11 protein-coding genes are annotated in these 18,584 nt (G+C 65.8%); 6 read left to right on the top strand and 5 right to left on the bottom strand.

Translation table 11 applies throughout. The features are described 5' to 3' along the window. Positions 1 to 14 precede the first annotated feature (14 nt). The 4 genes from gltX to rpoB all read right to left on the bottom strand — a co-directional run bounded on the left by gltX (position 15) and on the right by rpoB (position 11,242). On the bottom strand, positions 15 to 1,346 hold the full coding sequence (gene gltX, locus AEB_RS04540) for a glutamate--tRNA ligase (RefSeq protein ID WP_119082123.1): 1,332 nt from the start codon (positions 1,344 to 1,346) through the stop codon (positions 15 to 17). Between the two features lie 66 nt (positions 1,347 to 1,412). Then, complete coding sequence (locus AEB_RS04535) at positions 1,413 to 2,522, bottom strand: NADH:flavin oxidoreductase (RefSeq protein WP_119084452.1); 1,110 nt, start codon at positions 2,520 to 2,522, stop codon at positions 1,413 to 1,415. A 138-nt stretch (positions 2,523 to 2,660) separates the two neighbouring features. After that, entirely contained in the window at positions 2,661 to 6,992 is a 4,332-nt protein-coding gene (gene rpoC / locus AEB_RS04530) for a DNA-directed RNA polymerase subunit beta' (RefSeq protein ID WP_119082122.1), read from the bottom strand. 68 nt (positions 6,993 to 7,060) lie between these two features. Next, positions 7,061 to 11,242 carry a DNA-directed RNA polymerase subunit beta gene (gene rpoB / locus AEB_RS04525; RefSeq protein ID WP_119082121.1) on the bottom strand — a complete coding sequence of 1,394 codons (4,182 nt, stop codon included), beginning with the start codon at positions 11,240 to 11,242 and terminating at the stop codon, positions 7,061 to 7,063. A 461-nt stretch (positions 11,243 to 11,703) separates the two neighbouring features. Between rpoB and AEB_RS04520 the strand changes: the two genes are divergently transcribed. From AEB_RS04520 to rplL, 3 genes are all read left to right on the top strand, one after another. Continuing rightward, positions 11,704 to 12,456 (top strand): SDR family oxidoreductase, encoded by a 753-nt coding sequence (locus AEB_RS04520; protein WP_119082120.1) that lies wholly within the window; start codon positions 11,704 to 11,706, stop codon positions 12,454 to 12,456. Positions 12,457 to 13,236: 780 nt separating this feature from the next. Then, positions 13,237 to 13,752 (top strand): 50S ribosomal protein L10, encoded by a 516-nt coding sequence (gene rplJ, locus AEB_RS04510; RefSeq protein ID WP_119082118.1) that lies wholly within the window; start codon positions 13,237 to 13,239, stop codon positions 13,750 to 13,752. Between the two features lie 71 nt (positions 13,753 to 13,823). Then, on the top strand, positions 13,824 to 14,201 hold the full coding sequence (rplL, locus tag AEB_RS04505; RefSeq protein WP_119082117.1) for a 50S ribosomal protein L7/L12: 378 nt from the start codon (positions 13,824 to 13,826) through the stop codon (positions 14,199 to 14,201). A gap of 109 nt (positions 14,202 to 14,310) precedes the next feature. On the opposite strand, the gene AEB_RS04500 is transcribed toward rplL, so the two are convergent. Continuing rightward, positions 14,311 to 14,883 carry a c-type cytochrome gene (locus AEB_RS04500; protein ID WP_119082116.1) on the bottom strand — a complete coding sequence of 191 codons (573 nt, stop codon included), beginning with the start codon at positions 14,881 to 14,883 and terminating at the stop codon, positions 14,311 to 14,313. Between the two features lie 151 nt (positions 14,884 to 15,034). Here AEB_RS04500 and AEB_RS04495 point away from each other — a divergent pair, with 151 nt between their 5' ends. The 3 genes from AEB_RS04495 (at position 15,035) to groL (ending at position 18,530) form a co-directional block, all read left to right on the top strand. Continuing rightward, positions 15,035 to 16,435 (top strand): MATE family efflux transporter, encoded by a 1,401-nt coding sequence (locus AEB_RS04495; RefSeq protein WP_119084451.1) that lies wholly within the window; start codon positions 15,035 to 15,037, stop codon positions 16,433 to 16,435. A 111-nt stretch (positions 16,436 to 16,546) separates the two neighbouring features. Continuing rightward, entirely contained in the window at positions 16,547 to 16,834 is a 288-nt protein-coding gene (groES, locus tag AEB_RS04490) for a co-chaperone GroES (protein WP_119082115.1), read from the top strand. A gap of 55 nt (positions 16,835 to 16,889) precedes the next feature. Beyond that, positions 16,890 to 18,530 carry a chaperonin GroEL gene (gene groL, locus AEB_RS04485; protein WP_119082114.1) on the top strand — a complete coding sequence of 547 codons (1,641 nt, stop codon included), beginning with the start codon at positions 16,890 to 16,892 and terminating at the stop codon, positions 18,528 to 18,530. Positions 18,531 to 18,584: the final 54 nt, after the last annotated feature.

Below are 18,584 nucleotides of genomic sequence, written 5' to 3'. Positions count from 1 at the left end.
GGCGGAGGGTGGGGTCAGGCGGCGGCGCGCAGCCGGTCCTGCGCGCGCTGCCGGCCGATCAGCGGCAGCAGCAGGTGCATGTCCGGGCCATGGTCGCGCCCGGTCAGCGCCTGGCGCAGCGGCAGGAACAGTGCCTTGCCCTTGCGGCCGGTGCTCTCCTTGAGCGCGCCGGTGAGCGCGCGCCAGGGATCATCGCCCCAGTTCACATCCTCCAGCGCATCGGCAGCAAGGGTGAGGAAGTGGCGCGTTTCGGCGTCCATGTCCGGCGCCTCCACCGGGCCGGTGACGATGCGCCACCAGTCCGCCGCATCGGCCAGGGTCTCCAGATTGGGCCGGATCGCCTCCCAAGCCTCGGCGCCCATGCCTTCGGGCAGTTGCTCCGCCACGCGCGCATAGGGCAGTTGGTGGATGATCGCGGTGTTGAGCCGGGCCAGTTCCGCATCGTCGAACTTCGCCGGGGCGCGGCCGAAGCTGGCGAGATCGAAACCCGCCACCAGCGCGCTTCGCTCCGCCACCGGCTCCACCGGCTGCGACGTGCCGAGCCGCGCGAGCAGGGCGAGCAGCGCTTCCGGCTCGATCCCCGCCTCGCGCAAAGCATCGCAGCCGAGCGCGCCGAGCCGCTTCGACAGCTTGCCTTCGCGCCCCACCAGCAGCGCCTCATGCGCGAACCGCGGAGGTGCAGCATGAAGTGCGGTAAACATTTGTAATTGCACGGCAGTGTTGGACACGTGGTCCTCTCCGCGGAGCACGTCCGTCACCCCCATGGCAATGTCGTCCACCGCGCTCGGCAGCATGTAGAGCCACGATCCGTCGGCTCGCCGAACCACCGGATCGGAGAGCTGCGCCGCATCGAAGTGCTGCGCGCCGCGGATGCCGTCCTCCCATGCGATCGGCTCGTCATGGTCGAGGCGGAAGCGCCAGTGGGGGGCCACGCCCTCCGCCTCCTTCGCTGCCCGCTCCGCCTCGGTGAGCTGTAGCGCCGCGCGATCGTAGATCGGCGGCAGGCCACGGCCGAGCAGCACCTTGCGCTTCAGGTCCAGCTCCTGCGCCGTTTCATAGGCGGGATAGACCCGGCCATCCGCGCGCAGCCGTGCGAAGGCATCTTCATAGACTGCCAGCCGCGCGGACTGCCGTTCCTCCCCATCGTAGTCGAGGCCGAGCCAGGCGAGATCCTCGTGGATCGCGTCCACGAAGCGTTCCTCGCTGCGCGCGGCATCGGTATCGTCGATCCGCAGCAGGAAGCGGCCCCCGGCCTTGCGCGCCAGCAGCCAATTGTGCAGCGCCGTGCGGACATTGCCGACGTGGAGCCGGCCGGTGGGCGAAGGGGCAAAGCGCGTGATGACCATCCGCGCCCTATAGAAGAAAGCGCGCGCGGGTGAAGCCTTGCCCCACCCGCGCGCCTTCTGGGGCGCTCAGTCGAGCACGCCGAGCTTGGCCGGATCGAAGTCGCGGATCTCGTCCAGCCGCGCGTCGCGCACCTTCTCCAGCCATTCCGCATCGCTCAGCAGCGCGCGGCCCACGGCGATCAGGTCGAACTCGCCGCGTTCCATGCGCGCCAGCAGCCCTTCGAGCCCGGCATGATGTGCCGAGCCGCCCTGGAAGGTGCCGATGAAATCGCCATCAAGCCCCACCGAGCCGACGCTGATCGTCGGCACGCCGGTGATCTTCTTCGCCCAGCCGGCGAAATTGAGGCCCTGCTCCCCGTCCACCTCGGGAAATTCCGGCTCCCAGAACCGGCGCTGCGAGCAATGGAGAATGTCCACGCCGGCATCCACCAGCGGCTGCAGCCAGTGCTCCATCTCCTCGGGAGAGGTGGCCAGCCGGGCATTGTAATCCTGCTGCTTCCACTGGCTGACGCGCAAGAGGATGGGGAAATCCGGCCCCACCGCGGCGCGCACCGCCGCCACCACGTCCGCGGCAAAGCGCGATCGTTCTCCGATCGTCGCGCCGCCATAGCGGTCCGTGCGGCGATTGGTGCCGGACCAGAAGAACTGGTCGATCAGATAGCCATGCGCCCCGTGCAGCTCCAGCGTATCGAAGCCGAGTTCCTTCGCGGCGGCGGCGGAACTGGCGAAGGCCGCCACCGTATCTGCGATCGCCTCCTCGCTCATCGGCTCCCCGCGCGGATCGTCCGGCCCGTTGAGGCCCGAAGGCGTGTCGATCTGGCCGGGCTCATAGCCTTCGGGCGTGCGCGCACCGCCAGTGTGCCATATCTGCGGCCCCATCCGGCCGCCCGCCGCATGCACCGCCTCGATCACGCCCTGCCAGCCGGCCAGCGCGGCATCGCCATGGAAGAAGGGGATGTTCGGCAGATTGCGCGAGGCCGGACGATCCACCACCGTTCCTTCCGACAGGATCAACCCCACGCCATGTTCCGCGCGCCGCTGGTAATAGGCCGCATTGGCCGCACCCGGCACGCCGTCGGGGGCCATGTTGCGCGTCATCGGCGCCATCACCACCCGGTTCGGCAGCGTCAGCTTGGGTGAGGTGAAGGGCTGGAAGAGGACATCGGTGGACGGCATCGGCAGGCACTCCGTTTCGTGGGATGAGGGATAGATGGTGCGGCTGCGAAGCCGGTCAACGCCGCTTGTGCGGCGCAAAGAAAAACCCCGCCGGATCGCTCCGGCGGGGTCTTCTTCCGTTCGACAGGAGAGGGGGAATTATTCCTCCTCGTCCTCCAGCGGCGTGGTGTCCGTGGCGTCGGGCGCAGCCTCGTCGCTCTGGATCAGGTAATCGCCCGCATCGGCATCGGTGCCGTGGGTCTCGCCCTCCACCGAAGCCAGCGCGTCGTCGCCCAGATCGTCCGCCGGATCACGGAGGAGTTCGGCCGCATGCTCCTCGGCAGCCGAATTCGGCGCGATCAGCGCTTCCTGCATCTTGCGATACTGGGCGCGGATCGCCGCATCGCGGCTGGTGGCGGTGACGCGCAGCCGGTTCATGCCCGCGCCGGTGCCGGCGGGGATGAGACGGCCAACGATCACGTTCTCCTTGAGACCGATCAGCGTGTCCTTCTTGCCTTCCACGGCCGCCTGCGTGAGCACGCGGGTGGTTTCCTGGAAGGACGCGGCGGAGATGAAGCTGCGGGTCTGCAGGCTGGCCTTGGTGATGCCGAGGAGGATCGGCGTGCCCACCGCAGGCTGCTTGCCCTTGGAAAGCTTGCTGTTCACCTCGTTCATCTCTTCCAGATCGACCTGTTCGCCCGGCAGCAGCGTGGTGTCGCCGCCATCGGTGATCTCAACCTTCTGCAGCATCTGGCGAACGATCACCTCGATGTGCTTGTCGTTGATCTTCACGCCCTGCAGTCGATAGACTTCCTGGATTTCCGCCACGAGGTATTCGGCCAGAGCCTCCACCCCGAGCACTTCCAGAATGTCATGCGGGTTGGGGCTTCCCGAGATGAGCGTATCGCCCTTCTTCACGAAGTCGCCTTCCTGCACGTCGATCACCTTGGTCTTGGGGATCAGGTACTCGACGGGATCACCCTCTTCCGGAATGATCGCGATCTTGCGCTTGGCCTTGTAGTCGCGGACGAATTCGATGCGGCCGCTGATCTTGGCGATCACCGCATTGTCCTTCGGAATCCGCGCCTCGAACAGCTCGGCAACACGCGGCAGACCGCCGGTGATGTCGCGCGTCTTGGCGGCTTCGCGCGAGGCACGCGCCAGGATGTCGCCCGCTTCCACCTGCTGGCCATCTTCCACCGACAGGGTGGTGCCCGGCGCCAGCATGTAGCGTGCGGCCTCCGTCTCGTCGCCGGCTTCGTTCAGCAGGGTCAGGCGCGGACGCAGATCCTCCTTCTTCGAACGACCGCTGGCGCGATATTCGGTCACGACGCGCTGGGCGATGCCGGTGGCTTCGTCCACCCGCTCTTCCATCGTCTTGCCTTCGGCCAGGTCCTGGTAACGGACCACGCCCGACTGCTCGGTGATGATCGGCAGGGTGAACGGATCCCACTCGGCCAGGCGATCGCCTTCCTTCACCGCGGCGCCGTCCTCGAACATCAGCATGGTGCCGTAAGGCACGCGATGGATCGCGCGCTCACGGCCCTGGGCGTCGACCACCACCATCTCGCCGTTGCGGGCGAGCGACAGGCGGCGGCCCCGCTTGTCGGTGATGAGCGGCATGTCGCGATAGACGACCTTGCCGTCGCTGATGCTTTCCAGGTGGCTGGTTTCGTTCACCTGCGCCGCACCGCCGATGTGGAAGGTACGCATGGTCAGCTGCGTGCCCGGCTCACCGATGGACTGCGCGGCGATCACGCCCACAGCCTCGCCGATGTTCACCGGCGTACCGCGGGCCAGATCGCGCCCGTAGCACTTGCCGCAGACGCCCTGCTCCGCCTCGCAAACCAGCGGGCTGCGGATCTTGGCGGACTGCACTTCGGCTTCCTCGATGGCCTTCACCATCGGTTCGTCCAGCAGCGTGCCCGCCTTCACGATCACTTCGCCCGTCTTGGCGTTCACCAGGTCTTCGGCCGTGGTGCGGCCGAGGATGCGCTCAGCCAGGCTGGCGATTACGCTGCCGCCCTGGATGATCGCACGCATTTCCAGCGCGTTCTCGGTCTTGCAGTCCTCTTCCACGATGACGCAATCCTGCGACACGTCGACCAGGCGGCGGGTCAGGTACCCCGAGTTCGCCGTCTTGAGCGCCGTGTCCGCCAGGCCCTTGCGGGCGCCGTGGGTGGAGTTGAAGTATTCAAGGACGGTCAGGCCTTCCTTGAAGTTCGAGATGATCGGCGTTTCGATGATCTCGCCGCTCGGCTTGGCCATCAGGCCGCGCATGCCGGCCAGCTGCTTCATCTGCGCCGGGGAACCACGCGCACCGGAATGGCTCATCATGTAGATCGAGTTGATCGGTGCCTCGCGGCCGCTGTCATCCTTCGGCGTCGCGCGGATCTCGTCCATCATGGCGTTCGCCACCTGGTCACCGCAACGGCTCCACGCGTCGATCACCTTGTTGTACTTCTCCTGCTGGGTGATGAAGCCTTCCTGGTACTGCTGCTCGTAATCGGCAACCAGTGCCTTGGTCTCCTCGATCATGCCCTGCTTGGAATCGGGGATGATCATGTCGTCCTTGCCGAAGGAAATGCCGGCACGGCACGCGTGGCGGAAGCCCAGCGCCATGATGGCGTCGGCGAACAGCACCGTGTCCTTCTGGCCGGTGTGGCGATAGACCTCGTCGATCACCTCGCCGATGTCCTTCTTGGTCAGCAGGCGGTTGATGACCTCGTAGGGCACCTTGTGGTTCTTCGGCAGGCACTCGCCGATCAGCATGCGGCCCGGGGTGGTTTCCACACGCCGCATGTACTGCTTGCCGGCCTCGTCCGTCTGCGGGACGCGGCTGGTGATCTTCGTGTGCAGCGTCACCGCGCCGACATGCAGCGCCTGATGCACTTCGGCGATATCGGCCAGCACCATGCCCTCGCCCGGCTCGCCATCGCGATCCATGGAGAGGTAATAGATGCCCAGCACCATGTCCTGCGAAGGCACGATGATCGGCTTCCCGTTGGCGGGGCTGAGGATGTTGTTGGTGGACATCATCAGCACGCGCGCTTCCAGCTGCGCCTCGAGGCTCAGCGGAACGTGCACGGCCATCTGGTCACCGTCGAAGTCGGCATTGAAGGCCGAGCAGACCAGCGGGTGGAGCTGGATCGCCTTGCCTTCGATCAGGACGGGCTCGAACGCCTGGATGCCAAGGCGGTGGAGCGTGGGCGCGCGGTTCAGCAGCACCGGATGCTCGCGGATCACCTCGTCGAGGATGTCCCAGACTTCCTTGCGCTCCTTCTCGACCCACTTCTTCGCCTGCTTCAGGGTCATGGACAGACCCTTGGCATCGAGGCGCGCGTAGATGAACGGCTTGAACAGCTCGAGCGCCATCTTCTTCGGCAGGCCGCACTGGTGCAGCTTGAGCTCCGGACCGGTCACGATCACGGAACGGCCCGAATAGTCGACGCGCTTGCCGAGCAGGTTCTGACGGAAGCGGCCCTGCTTGCCCTTGAGCATGTCGGACAGCGACTTGAGCGGACGCTTGTTGGCGCCGGTGATCACGCGGCCGCGGCGGCCGTTGTCGAACAGCGCGTCAACGGCTTCCTGCAGCATGCGCTTTTCGTTGCGCACGATGATGTCGGGCGCGCGCAGCTCCATCAGGCGCTTGAGGCGGTTGTTGCGGTTAATCACGCGGCGATAGAGATCGTTGAGATCCGAGGTCGCGAAGCGGCCGCCGTCCAGCGGCACCAGCGGGCGCAGCTCGGGCGGGATCACGGGCACGACTTCCAGGATCATCCATTCCGGGCGGTTGCCGGAATCGATGAAGCTTTCCACGACCTTCAGCCGCTTGATGATCTTCTTCGGCTTGAGCGCGGACTTGGTGGTCGCCAGCTCTTCCAGCAGGTCGTCACGCTCCTGCACGAGGTCGAGGTCCATCAGCATGTGCTTCACGGCCTCGGCACCGATGCCGGCGGTGAAGGCGTCCTCGCCATATTCGTCCTGCGCGTCGAGCAGTTCGTCCTCGGTCAGCAGCTGGTACTTCTCCAGCGGCGTGAGGCCCGGCTCGGTGACGACGTAGCTTTCGAAGTACAGGATGCGCTCAAGCTGCTTCAGCTGCATGTCGAGCAGCAGGCCGATGCGGCTGGGCAGGCTCTTGAGGAACCAGATATGCGCCACCGGCGCGGCCAGCTCGATATGGCCCATGCGCTCGCGGCGGACCTTGGTCACCGTCACTTCGACGCCGCACTTTTCGCAGACGACGCCCTTGTACTTCATGCGCTTGTACTTGCCGCACAGGCACTCGTAATCCTTCACGGGGCCGAAGATGCGCGCGCAGAACAGGCCGTCACGCTCCGGCTTGAAGGTGCGGTAGTTGATGGTTTCCGGCTTCTTGATCTCGCCGAAGGACCAGCTGCGGATACGCTCCGGGCTCGCGATGCCGATCTGGATCTGGTCGAAGGTCTCGGGCTTGGCGAGCTGGTTCGTGAATTTGGTCAGTTCGTTCATTTGTCAAATCCCTTGGGGGAAATCCGGGCAGCGGCGGCGGGCGGCGTGGGGCCGCCCGCGCACCTCTGTCATTCAGCCGCGATCTGCAGCCCGTCGTCGTCTTCCTCGCCCTCGTTGAGCGAGGAGAGTTCGACGTTGAGGCCCAGCGAGCGCATTTCCTTGACGAGCACGTTGAAGCTTTCGGGAATGCCGGCCTCGAAGGTGTCGTCGCCCTTGACGATCGCCTCGTAGACCTTGGTGCGGCCGACCACGTCGTCGGACTTCACCGTCAGCATTTCCTGCAGCGTGTAAGCCGCGCCGTAAGCCTGCAGCGCCCACACCTCCATCTCGCCGAAGCGCTGGCCGCCGAACTGGGCCTTGCCGCCCAGCGGCTGCTGGGTGACGAGGCTGTAGGGGCCGATGGAACGCGCGTGGATCTTGTCGTCCACCAGGTGGTGCAGCTTGAGCATGTAGATATAGCCCACCGTCACCTTGCGGTCGAACGCCTCGCCCGTGCGCCCGTCATACAGCGTCACCTGGCCGGAGCTGCTGTAGCCGGCCTTGAGCAGCATGTCGGTGACGTCCTGCTCCTTCGCGCCGTCGAACACCGGAGTGCCCATGGGCACGCCGTTCTTCAGGTTGGAGGCAAGCTCGACGATCTCGTCCGTGGTGCGGCTTTCGATGTCGGCATGATACTGCTCGCCATAGACGTCCTTCAGCTTCTCGACCACGGCCGCCGGCGGAGCCGCCGCCTCCGGATCGGGATTGGCTTCGCGCCATTCCTCCAGCGCCGCGGTGACCTGCTGGCCAAGGCCGCGCGCGGCCATGCCCAGATGGGTCTCGAAGATCTGGCCGACGTTCATGCGCGAAGGCACGCCCAGCGGGTTCAGCACGATGTCCACCGGCGTGCCGTCCTCCAGGAACGGCATGTCCTCCGCCGGCAGGATGCGGCTGATCACACCCTTGTTGCCGTGGCGGCCGGCCATCTTGTCGCCCGGCTGCAGCTTGCGCTTCACCGCCACGAACACCTTGACCATCTTCAGCACGCCCGGGGCCAGTTCGTCGCCCCGCTCGAGCTTCTCCTTGCGGTCTTCGAACTTGTCCTTGATGCGCTTCACCGCCTCGTCATACTGGCCCTTCACCGCTTCCAGCTGGGCCTGCATGTTGTCGTCGGCGACGGCGAACTTGAACCATTCGTGGCGCTCCACCTCATCCAGCAGATCCTGGGTGATGACGGTGCCCTTCTTCACGCCCTTGGGCGCAGCAGAGGCGGTCTGCCCATCCAGCATCTCGCGCAGGCGGTTGTAGGTCGCCCGGTTGAGGATGTTGCGCTCGTCCTCGCTGTCCTTCTTGAGGCGTTCGATTTCCTCGTTCTGGATCGCGCGGGTACGGTCGTCGATCTCGATGCCGTGGCGGTTGAACACGCGCACTTCCACGATCGTGCCGGCCACGCCCGGCGGCAGGCGGAGCGAGGTGTCGCGCACGTCGCTGGCCTTTTCGCCGAAGATCGCGCGCAGCAGCTTCTCTTCCGGGGTCATCGGGCTTTCGCCCTTGGGCGTGATCTTGCCCACCAGGATGTCGCCCGGATGCACTTCCGCGCCGATATAGACGATGCCCGCCTCGTCGAGGTTGCGCAGCGCTTCCTCGCCGACATTGGGAATGTCGCGCGTGATGTCTTCCGGCCCCAGCTTGGTGTCGCGAGCCATCACCTCGAACTCCTCGATATGGATCGAGGTGAAGACGTCATCCTTCACGATCCGCTCGGAGATCAGGATGGAGTCCTCATAGTTGTAGCCGTTCCACGGCATGAAGGCGACGAGGCTGTTCTTGCCCAGCGCCAGCTCGCCCAGGTCGGTCGAGGGACCGTCGGCAATGATGTCGCCGGCCTCGATCACGTCACCCACCTTCACCAGCGGGCGCTGGTTGATGCAGGTGTTCTGGTTGGAACGCTGGAACTTCTGCAGATTGTAGATGTCCACGCCCGGATTGCCGGCATCCACCTCGCCCGAGGCACGGATGACGATGCGGGTGGCATCCACCTGATCGACCACGCCGCCGCGCGCCGCACCGATCGCCGCGCCCGAGTCACGGGCAACCGTCTCTTCCATGCCGGTGCCGACGAAGGGCGCTTCCGCCTTCACCAGCGGCACGGCCTGGCGCTGCATGTTGGAGCCCATCAGCGCGCGGTTGGCGTCGTCGTTTTCCAGGAACGGGATCAGCGAGGCTGCAACGGAGACGAGCTGCTTGGGACTGACGTCCATCAGCGTGATCTGGTCACGCGGGCTCATCACGAATTCGCCGTTCTGGCGCGCCGAGACGAGCTCTTCCACGAAGCCGCCGCTGCCGTCGAGCTCGGCCGAAGCCTGCGCCACGGTGTGCTTCTGCTCTTCCATGGCGGAGAGATACTTCACCTCGCCCGTCACCTTGTTTTCGGTGATGGTGCGATACGGCGTTTCGATGAAGCCGTACTTGTTCACCCGCGCGAAGGTGGACAGCGAGTTGATCAGGCCGATGTTCGGGCCTTCCGGCGTTTCAATCGGACAGATGCGGCCATAATGCGTCGGATGGACGTCGCGGACCTCGAAGCCCGCGCGCTCGCGGGTGAGGCCGCCCGGCCCGAGGGCCGAAACGCGGCGCTTGTGCGTCACTTCGGACAGCGGGTTGGTCTGGTCCATGAACTGCGACAGCTGGCTGGAGCCGAAGAACTCGCGCACCGCGGCCACGGCGGGCTTCGCGTTGATGAGGTCGTTCGGCATCACCGTCGACACGTCGACCGACGACATGCGCTCCTTCACCGCGCGCTCCATGCGCAGCAGGCCGACGCGATACTGGTTTTCCAGCAGCTCGCCCACCGAACGCACGCGGCGGTTGCCGAGGTTGTCGATGTCATCGACCTCGCCCTTGCCGTCCTTGAGATCGACCAGCTCCTTCACCACGGCCAGGATGTCTTCCTTGCGCAGCGTCGTCACCGTGTCCTCGGCATCAAGGCCAAGGCGCATGTTGAGCTTCACGCGGCCCACGGCCGACAGGTCATAGCGATCGCCGTCGAAGAACAGGCCTTCGAACAGCGCCTCGGCCGTCTCCTTCGTCGGCGGCTCGCCCGGGCGCATCACCTTGTAGATGGCTTCCAGGCCCTCGTCGCGGTTCTCCGCCTTGTCCGCCTTCATGGTGTTGCGGATCCAGGGGCCGGTGTTGACGTGATCCACGTCCAGCAGATCGAGCTGGTCGATGCCAGCGGCATCCAGCTTATCGAGGTTTTCAGGCGAAACCTCGTCGCCCGCCTCGATATAGATGCGGCCGGTGCTTTCATCGATCAGGTCGCGCGCCGAATAATGGCCGAAGATTTCCTCGGTCGGGATCAGCAGGCGCGCCAGCCCGTCCTTGGCCGCCTTGTTGGCGGCGCGGGGCGAAACCTTCTGCCCGGCGGGGAACACTTCCTCGCCCGTTTCGGCATTCACCAGCGGGAAGGCCGGCTTCTGGCCGCGCCATGCCTCGGCGACGAAGGGAATTTCCCAGCCGTCCTGGCCGCGCTTCCAGACGACCTTGTTGTAGAAATAGTCGAGAATGTCCTCGCTATCGAGGCCGAGACCATAGAGCAGCGCGGTGACCGGCAGCTTGCGCTTGCGGTCGATACGCACGTTCACGATGTCCTTGGCGTCGAATTCGAAATCCAGCCACGAACCGCGATAGGGGATCACGCGGGCGGCAAAGAGGAACTTGCCGCTGGAATGGGTCTTGCCGCGGTCATGGTCGAACAGCACGCCCGGCGAACGGTGCATCTGGCTGACGATCACGCGCTCGGTACCGTTGATGATGAAGGTGCCGTTGCCCGTCATCAGCGGCATGTCGCCCATGTAGACGTCCTGCTCCTTGATATCGAGCACGGAGCGGGTTTCGGTCTCGTGGTCCACTTCGAACACGATCAGGCGCAGCGTCACCTTCATCGGCGCCGCATAGGTGATGCCGCGCTGGCGGCATTCGGTGGTGTCGTATTTCGGATCCTCGAGCTCGTAATGCACGAAGTCCAGTTCGGCCGTGCCGGCGAAATCGCGGATCGGGAACACCGAACGCAGCGTCTTTTCGAGGCCCGAGACATAGCCGATCGAAGGATCGGAACGCAGGAACTGCTCGTAGGATTCGCGCTGCACCTCGATCAGGTTCGGCATCTGCACCACTTCGTGGATGTCGCCGAAGATCTTGCGGATGCGCTTCTTCTTGGAACCGGTGCCGGCAGCGCTGCTGGTGGTCGGAGCCTTCGCCTGGGTGGCCATGGAGGAATATGCCTCTTTCGCTGTGCCGACCTCAAGCGGGCCGGCGGAAACTGTGCTCGGCGCGAGGGAACATGAGACACGGGAAAGCCGCAGGAACAGGTGCGCCCCTCGGGCCACCCGGCTGCAGCTTGATGCGTCTCACGGAATGCCGGGCTTCCTTCCATCGGCGCGCCCCCGCGTAAGGCACACCTTGCTCGAAGCTCTCCGGCTGGCGCGGATATAGGGCTGGCGCAGGGTGCGGTCAAGGGCGCGATCATGAGCGGCCCGGCGGCGCGTGTCCTTCGCCAGGCTCAGGACGAGCGGGGGTGGGAGGCGCTGGACGCCCTCCCTCGTCTTTCCCGCGCAGGCGGGAATCCAGCGACGACCCCGCCGGACGGCGCTTCCGGTTTTGTCGACAAGAAGCGGGACGCGCGCGCGGCCTTGCCCCTCTAACTGCGCTGGCTCCAGCAAGGAGACGAAGAATGAAGCTACTCGAAGACAAGACGGCCATCATCACTGGGGCCAGCTCCGGAATCGGACGAGCGGCGGCGCAGCTCTTCACCAGTCACGGCGCCGCCGTCGTGCTGGTTGCGCGCCGCCCGGATCGCCTTGAAGCAGTGGTAGAGGAGATCAGGGAGCGCGGTGGCCGAGCAGTTGCCGTGGTGGGAGACGTAGCCGAGGAGCGCACCCATGAAGAAGCCGTCCTCGCCGCACGCCGCAGCTTTGGCGGCCTACACATCGGCTTCAACAATGCGGGCCTGGTCGGGGCCATGGCACCTCTGGCCGAAATGGCCCCTCGCTTATGGTCGGAGGTGCTGGCGGTGAATCTGACGGCGGCCTTCCTCGGCGCCAGAGCTCAGATACCTGCCATGCTTGAGGGCGGCGGCGGAGCACTGCTCTTCACGAGCAGTTTCGTGGGCAACAGCGTGGGATTGCCGGGAATGAGCGCCTATGCCGCCGCCAAGGCTGGGTTGCTCGGCCTCGTGCGTGGCATAACGGCAGATTACTCCAGCGCGGGTATCCGCGCGAACGCTCTCCTGCCCGGCGGCACCGCAACGGAGATGGCCGGCGACGCCGCGCAGCGCGAATGGGCAGCCGGCCTTCACGCTATGAAGCGAATCGCGCGGCCGGAAGAAATTGCTCAGGCAGCCCTGTTCCTGGCGAGTGACATGGCAAGCTTTGTCACCGGCTCGGCCCTCTGGGCCGATGGCGGCAATGCCGCGGTAAAGCTGTAGCCCCTATGCCGCCCTGCAACCGAGGAGCGACCACAGCGGCGCTCCTGTCACCAGCCGCCGCTCGGAAGCCATCCGCCCCAGGCGCGCGTCCTTCGACAGGCTCAGGACGAGCGGTGTGGGGGCGTGCCTCACCGCCCCCCGCCATTCCTGGCCGCTCTGCCATTCCCGCCCCTCCCTCGTCATTCCCGCGCAAGCGGGAATCCAGTGCGGAGGAGCGCGGCGGCCGAAATGGCGGTGCGCCGTCACCGGCGGAGCGAAGTAGCGGCAACAGACCCCGCCGTGCGGGCGTGGCCGCTGAATTCCCGCCTGCGCGGGAATGACGAAGGGGACGGTTGGGCCGGACGCAATCCGGGTGCAGCGCTGCTTTCCTACAGCACGTCCCGAAGCCATAGCACGAGACCGCCCAGCCCTATTTCCGAAGCCCTTGATCGTGAAGCAGATTTTCTTCCAAAGAACACTGTTCCAGCGTGTTCCAAACCTTCCACTCGCCGCGCGCGGCTTGACTTTGCGGGGCTGGCGGGTAAAGGCCCGCGCCGATTGCCGGCGGGAAACCGGCGGCGGTCATCCGTCCGAGACAGTTGGTGAAGGCAATCGGGCCTTCTTAATTTCCAGCCTAGACGGGGAAACGAGTTTTATCCGGTGCCCAAGGGCGCCGGCTTCGCACGTTTGGCGTGCAACCTCCTTCCCCATCAGCGGACTTGCCTGTGCCGGCGAACGGCATGGGCGAATGTGAGCCGGTCGTCTGGCACCAGCCGGGCGGCCATAGTGAAGGAGTAAGGCATGGATCGTTCGCAGAAAGCCGATTCGGTCGCCCAGCTCAACGCAGTCTTCAACGAGAGCGGCGTGGTGGTCATCACCCGCAACCTCGGCCTGTCGGTGGCTCAATCCACCGCACTGCGCGCGAAGATGCGGGAAGCCGGTGCGTCCTACAAGGTCGCGAAGAACCGCCTCGCCAAGCTCGCCCTGAAGGACACGGATTACACCGGGCTCGAGGATTTCCTCACCGGCCCGACCGCTCTGGCCTATTCGGTCGATCCGGTCGCAGCCGCCAAGGCCGCGGTGGACTTCGCCAAGACGACCGACAAGCTCGAAATCGTCGGTGGTTCCATGGGCAGCACGGTGCTCGACGAAGCAGGGGTCAAGGCGCTCGCCTCGATGCCGAGCCTCGACGAGCTGCGGGGCACGATCGTGGGTCTCATCAACGCCCCGGCGACGAAGATCGTCCGGGTCGTCAACGAGCCCGCGGCCAAGCTCGCCCGCGTCTTCGGTGCCTATGGCGCCAAAGAAGCGGCGTAAGCGGTTTTTCCAATTCTCGAATTCCCCGGGCCGGTTTGCCCGGGTCCAACCAATTAACGGAGTGAAACATCATGGCCGATATCGCCAAGCTTGTTGAAGACCTGTCGCAGCTGACCGTCATGGAAGCCGCCGAACTCGCCAAGGCCCTGGAAGAAGCATGGGGCGTTTCCGCCGCTGCTGCCGTGGCCGTGGCCGCCCCCGCCGCCGGTGGCGCCGGTGAAGCCGCTGCTGAAGAGCAGACCGAGTTCGACGTCATCCTGACCGGTGACGGCGGCAAGAAGATCCAGGTGATCAAGGAAGTCCGCGCCATCACCGGCCTGGGCCTCACGGAAGCCAAGGCTCTGGTCGAAGGCGCCCCGAAGCCGATCAAGGAAGCGGTCAACAAGGCCGAAGCCGAAGACATCAAGGGCAAGATCGAAGCAGCCGGCGGCACCGTCGAGCTGAAGTAAGCTGCTCCCGCAAGGGACATGAGAAAGGGCGGTGCCGCGAGGCGCCGCCCTTTTTCGTCCGGCTGAGGCTGTTTTCGGCGCCGGGGAGCCGCCCCCGGCGCCGGATGTCCTACAGCGTCTTCAGATAGGCGACGATCGCCTTGCGCTTGGCATCGTCCTTCACGCCGCCAAAGCCCATGATCGTGCCGGGCACGACCTTGCGGGGATCCTTGAGATAGGTGTCGAGCGTCGCGTCGTCCCAGGTCAGGCCCGATTCCTTCATCGCCGGGCTGAACTTGAAGCCCGGCACTTCGGCCGCCTTGGTGCCGTAGATGCCGGCGAGGCTGGGGCCGATGCCGTTGTCGCCCGGCTTCACGGAGTGGCACACGGTGCACTGGGTGAAGGCCTGCGGCGGCGTGGCGGCAGCAGCGGCCGGAGCAGCGGCGGCGGCAGGCGCGGCGGACTTGCTGGCGCTGGGCGTGGGAGTGGGAGTGGCACTGGCCGTCTCGCTCGGCGTGGCGGAGGGGGTCTCCGTCGCCGCATCGCTGGGCGTCGCGCTGTCGGTCGGCAGTGCCGCAGCCGTATCGGTGGCTTCGGGCGTGGCGACAGCGGCATCGTCGCCGGCGTTGTCAGACCCGCCGCCGCATGCGGCGAGGGCAAAAGCAAGAGTGAGCGGGAGAAGAGCGCGGCAGTCCAGTTTCATAGGGCCTCCGTAGAATCAGCGCCGCCTCCTATCGCCGCTTGCGCCGCTTAGGAAGCATTTGTGGCGTTGGCGCCGCAGGATGCAGGCAATTGCGGCATTCATGCAGCTGTTGCTTTCCTATGCAACAAACGCCGCCTATCGCCGCCTGCTTATGTCTGCCGCGCGCGCCCCTTCTCTCTGGCGCGGCGAATTCGCCGCCACCCTGCGCCTCGCGGGGCCGCTGGCGGCTGCCAATCTGCTGCAGATGCTGACCTATGCGGTGGACGTCATTTTCATCGCCCGCCTGGGGGAGGACGAGCTGGCCGCCTCCGCCCTCGCCGTGGCGATTTTCGGCCTGCTCAACTGGACCCTCACCGGCCTTACCGGCGCGGTCTCCGCCGTGGCCGCGGCCGAGCTGGGCGCACGCGCGCCCGCACTGCGGCCGGTGCGCCGATCGGTGCGGATGGCGCTGTGGCTCACGGTGGTGAGCAGTGCCCTGGCCATGGTGCTCTGCGCGCTTTCGGAAAGCTTCATGCTGGCGACCGGGCAAGTGCCGCGCATCGCCGCGCTGGCCGGCCTTTATATGGACCTGCTGCTGTGGGCGATGATCCCGAGCGTGGCGGCGGGCGTGCTGCGCAGCTTCGTATCCACCCTCGGCCGGCCGCTGCTCGCCACGCTGATCACCGCCGGGGGGATCGGGGTGAACGCGCTGGGCAATTACGCCTTCGTCTTCGGCAATCTGGGCGCGCCGGCGCTGGGGCTGCAGGGCGCGGCCATCGCCACCATCATCACCGCGCTCGTCACCTTCGCGGCCTATGTCGTGGCGATCCGGCTCGATCCGCTGCTCCATCGCTATCACATCTTCGGCTACTTCTGGCGGCCCGACTGGCCCCGCTTCATGGAACTGGCGCGCATCGGCCTGCCGATCGCGCTGACCGTGATGGCCGAGGCAGGCATCTTCGGCACTGCCGCCTTCCTGATGGGCCGCATCGGCGCGGTGGAGCTGGCCGCGCATACCGTGGCGCTGCAGATCGCCTCGCTCGCCTTCCAGGTGCCCTTCGGCGTCAGCCAGGCCGCGACGATCCGGGTGGGCTATTTTCATGGCGCCCGCGATCCGGCCGGCGTCGCCCGCGCGGGTTGGGCAGCGGTCACGCTGGGCACGGGGTTCATGGTGTTCACCGCCCTGCTGATGCTGCTGGCCCCCGATCTGCTGCTGGCGATCTATATCGACCCCGAGGATGCGGCGAACGCCGCGCTGGCGGCCCTTGCCATCCGCTATCTGATGGTCGCTTCCGCCTTCCAGCTATTCGACGGGGTGCAGGTGGTGGCCGCGGGCGCGCTCCGCGGCCTCAAGGACACGCGCATCCCCATGTGGATCGCGGTGTTCTCCTACTGGGTGCCAGGCTTCGGCCTGGCCGTGTGGCTGGGCCTCTATTCCCCGCTGGAGGGCGTGGGCGTATGGCTCGGCCTCGCCGCCGGGCTGGTGTTCGCGGCCGCCCTGCTGCTGCTGCGGTGGCACTGGCGCGAAAGGCTCGGACTGCTGCCGCAAGCAAGGACCGCGGACGAAAAATAGTGCCGGCCAGGTGTTGACGGCCCGGCGGTGCCCAACCATATCCGCGCCGCTGGCACTCTCTGTGTGGGAGTGCCAACAGGGACAAACACTCATTTGGAAGAGGTCATACACATGGCATTCCGTCCGTTGCACGACCGCGTTCTGGTCCGTCGTATCGAGGCCGAGGAAAAGACGGCCGGCGGCATCATCATCCCCGACAGCGCGAAAGAAAAGCCCAGCGAGGGCGAGATCATCGCCGTCGGCACTGGCTCCAAGGCCGAAGACGGCACCGTCACTCCGCTGGACGTCAAGGCCGGCGACCGCGTGCTGTTCGGCAAGTGGTCCGGCACCGAAGTGAAGATCGACGGGGAAGACCTGCTGATCATGAAGGAAAGCGACATCATGGGTGTGATCGCCTGACGCGATCCCCGCCGCTTCCCTTTTTCAACCCCAACCAGATTCCAGGAGAAACGAAATGGCTGCCAAGGACGTGAAATTTTCGCGCGACGCGCGCGAACGCATCCTCAAGGGCGTCGATACGCTTGCCAATGCGGTGAAGGTCACGCTCGGCCCCAAGGGCCGCAACGTGGTGATCGACAAGAGCTTCGGCGCTCCCCGCATCACTAAGGACGGCGTCACCGTCGCCAAGGAAATCGAACTGAAGGACAAGTTCGAGAACATGGGCGCGCAGATGCTGCGCGAAGTGGCCTCCAAGGCCAATGACGCTGCGGGTGACGGCACCACCACCGCCACCGTGCTGGCGCAGGCCATCGTGCGCGAAGGCATGAAGTCGGTTGCCGCCGGCATGAACCCGATGGACCTGAAGCGCGGCATCGACCTTGCCGTCACCAAGGTGATCGAGAACCTCAAGTCCCGTTCCAAGGATGTTTCCGGCTCTTCCGAGATCGCCCAGGTCGGCGTGATCTCCGCCAATGGCGACCGTGAAGTGGGCGAGAAGATCGCCGAAGCCATGGACAAGGTCGGCAAGGAAGGCGTGATCACCGTCGAAGAGGCGAAGGGTCTCGAATTCGAGCTCGACGTCGTCGAGGGCATGCAGTTCGACCGCGGCTATCTCAGCCCCTATTTCGTGACCAATCCGGAGAAGATGACCGTCGAGCTCGACGATCCCTACATCCTGATCCACGAGAAGAAGCTCTCCAACCTGCAGTCCATGCTGCCGATCCTCGAAGCCGTGGTGCAGAGCGGCCGTCCGCTGCTGATCATCGCCGAGGATATCGAAGGTGAGGCGCTGGCCACGCTGGTGGTCAACAAGCTGCGCGGCGGCCTGAAGATCGCTGCCGTGAAGGCTCCGGGCTTCGGCGATCGCCGCAAGGCCATGCTGCAGGACATCTCGATCCTGACCAATGGCGAGATGATCAGCGAAGATCTGGGCATCAAGCTCGAGAACGTGTCGCTGAACATGCTGGGCCAGGCCAAGCGCGTCACCATCGACAAGGACAACACCACGATCGTGGATGGTGCCGGCAATGCCGACGACATCAAGGCCCGGGTCGAGCAGATCCGCGCCCAGATCGAAACCACGACCAGCGACTATGACCGCGAGAAGCTGCAGGAACGCCTGGCCAAGCTGGCTGGCGGCGTGGCGGTGATCAAGGTGGGCGGTGCGTCCGAAGTCGAGGTGAAGGAGCGCAAGGACCGCGTGGACGATGCGCTGCACGCAACCCGCGCTGCTGTGGAAGAAGGCATCGTTCCGGGCGGCGGTACGGCGCTGCTCTACGCCACCAAGGCTCTCGAAGGCCTCAAGGGCGAGAACGACGACCAGACCCGCGGCGTGGACATCGTGCGCCAGGCCATCATGGCTCCGGTCCGCCAGATCGCGGAAAACGCCGGCCATGACGGTGCCGTGGTTTCGGGCAACCTCCTGCGCGAGGGTGACGAGACCCAGGGCTTCAACGCCGCGACCGACACCTATGAGAACCTGACCGCCGCCGGCGTGATCGACCCGACCAAGGTCGTGCGCACCGCGCTGCAGGATGCGGCTTCGGTCGCCGGCCTGCTGATCACCACCGAAGCGGCGATCAGCGACGTGCCGGAAGACAAGGCTGCTCCCGCGATGCCCGACATGGGCGGCATGGGCGGCATGGGCGGTTTCTAAACCGACCAAGTCCGTTTCGGACCCGAAAGGGCCGGGGGAGCGATCCCCCGGCCC

The organism is Altererythrobacter sp. B11 (assembly GCF_003569745.1).
In the GTDB taxonomy this organism is placed as follows: domain Bacteria; phylum Pseudomonadota; class Alphaproteobacteria; order Sphingomonadales; family Sphingomonadaceae; genus Croceibacterium_C.
This window is presented reverse-complemented; position numbering and strand designations above follow the sequence as displayed.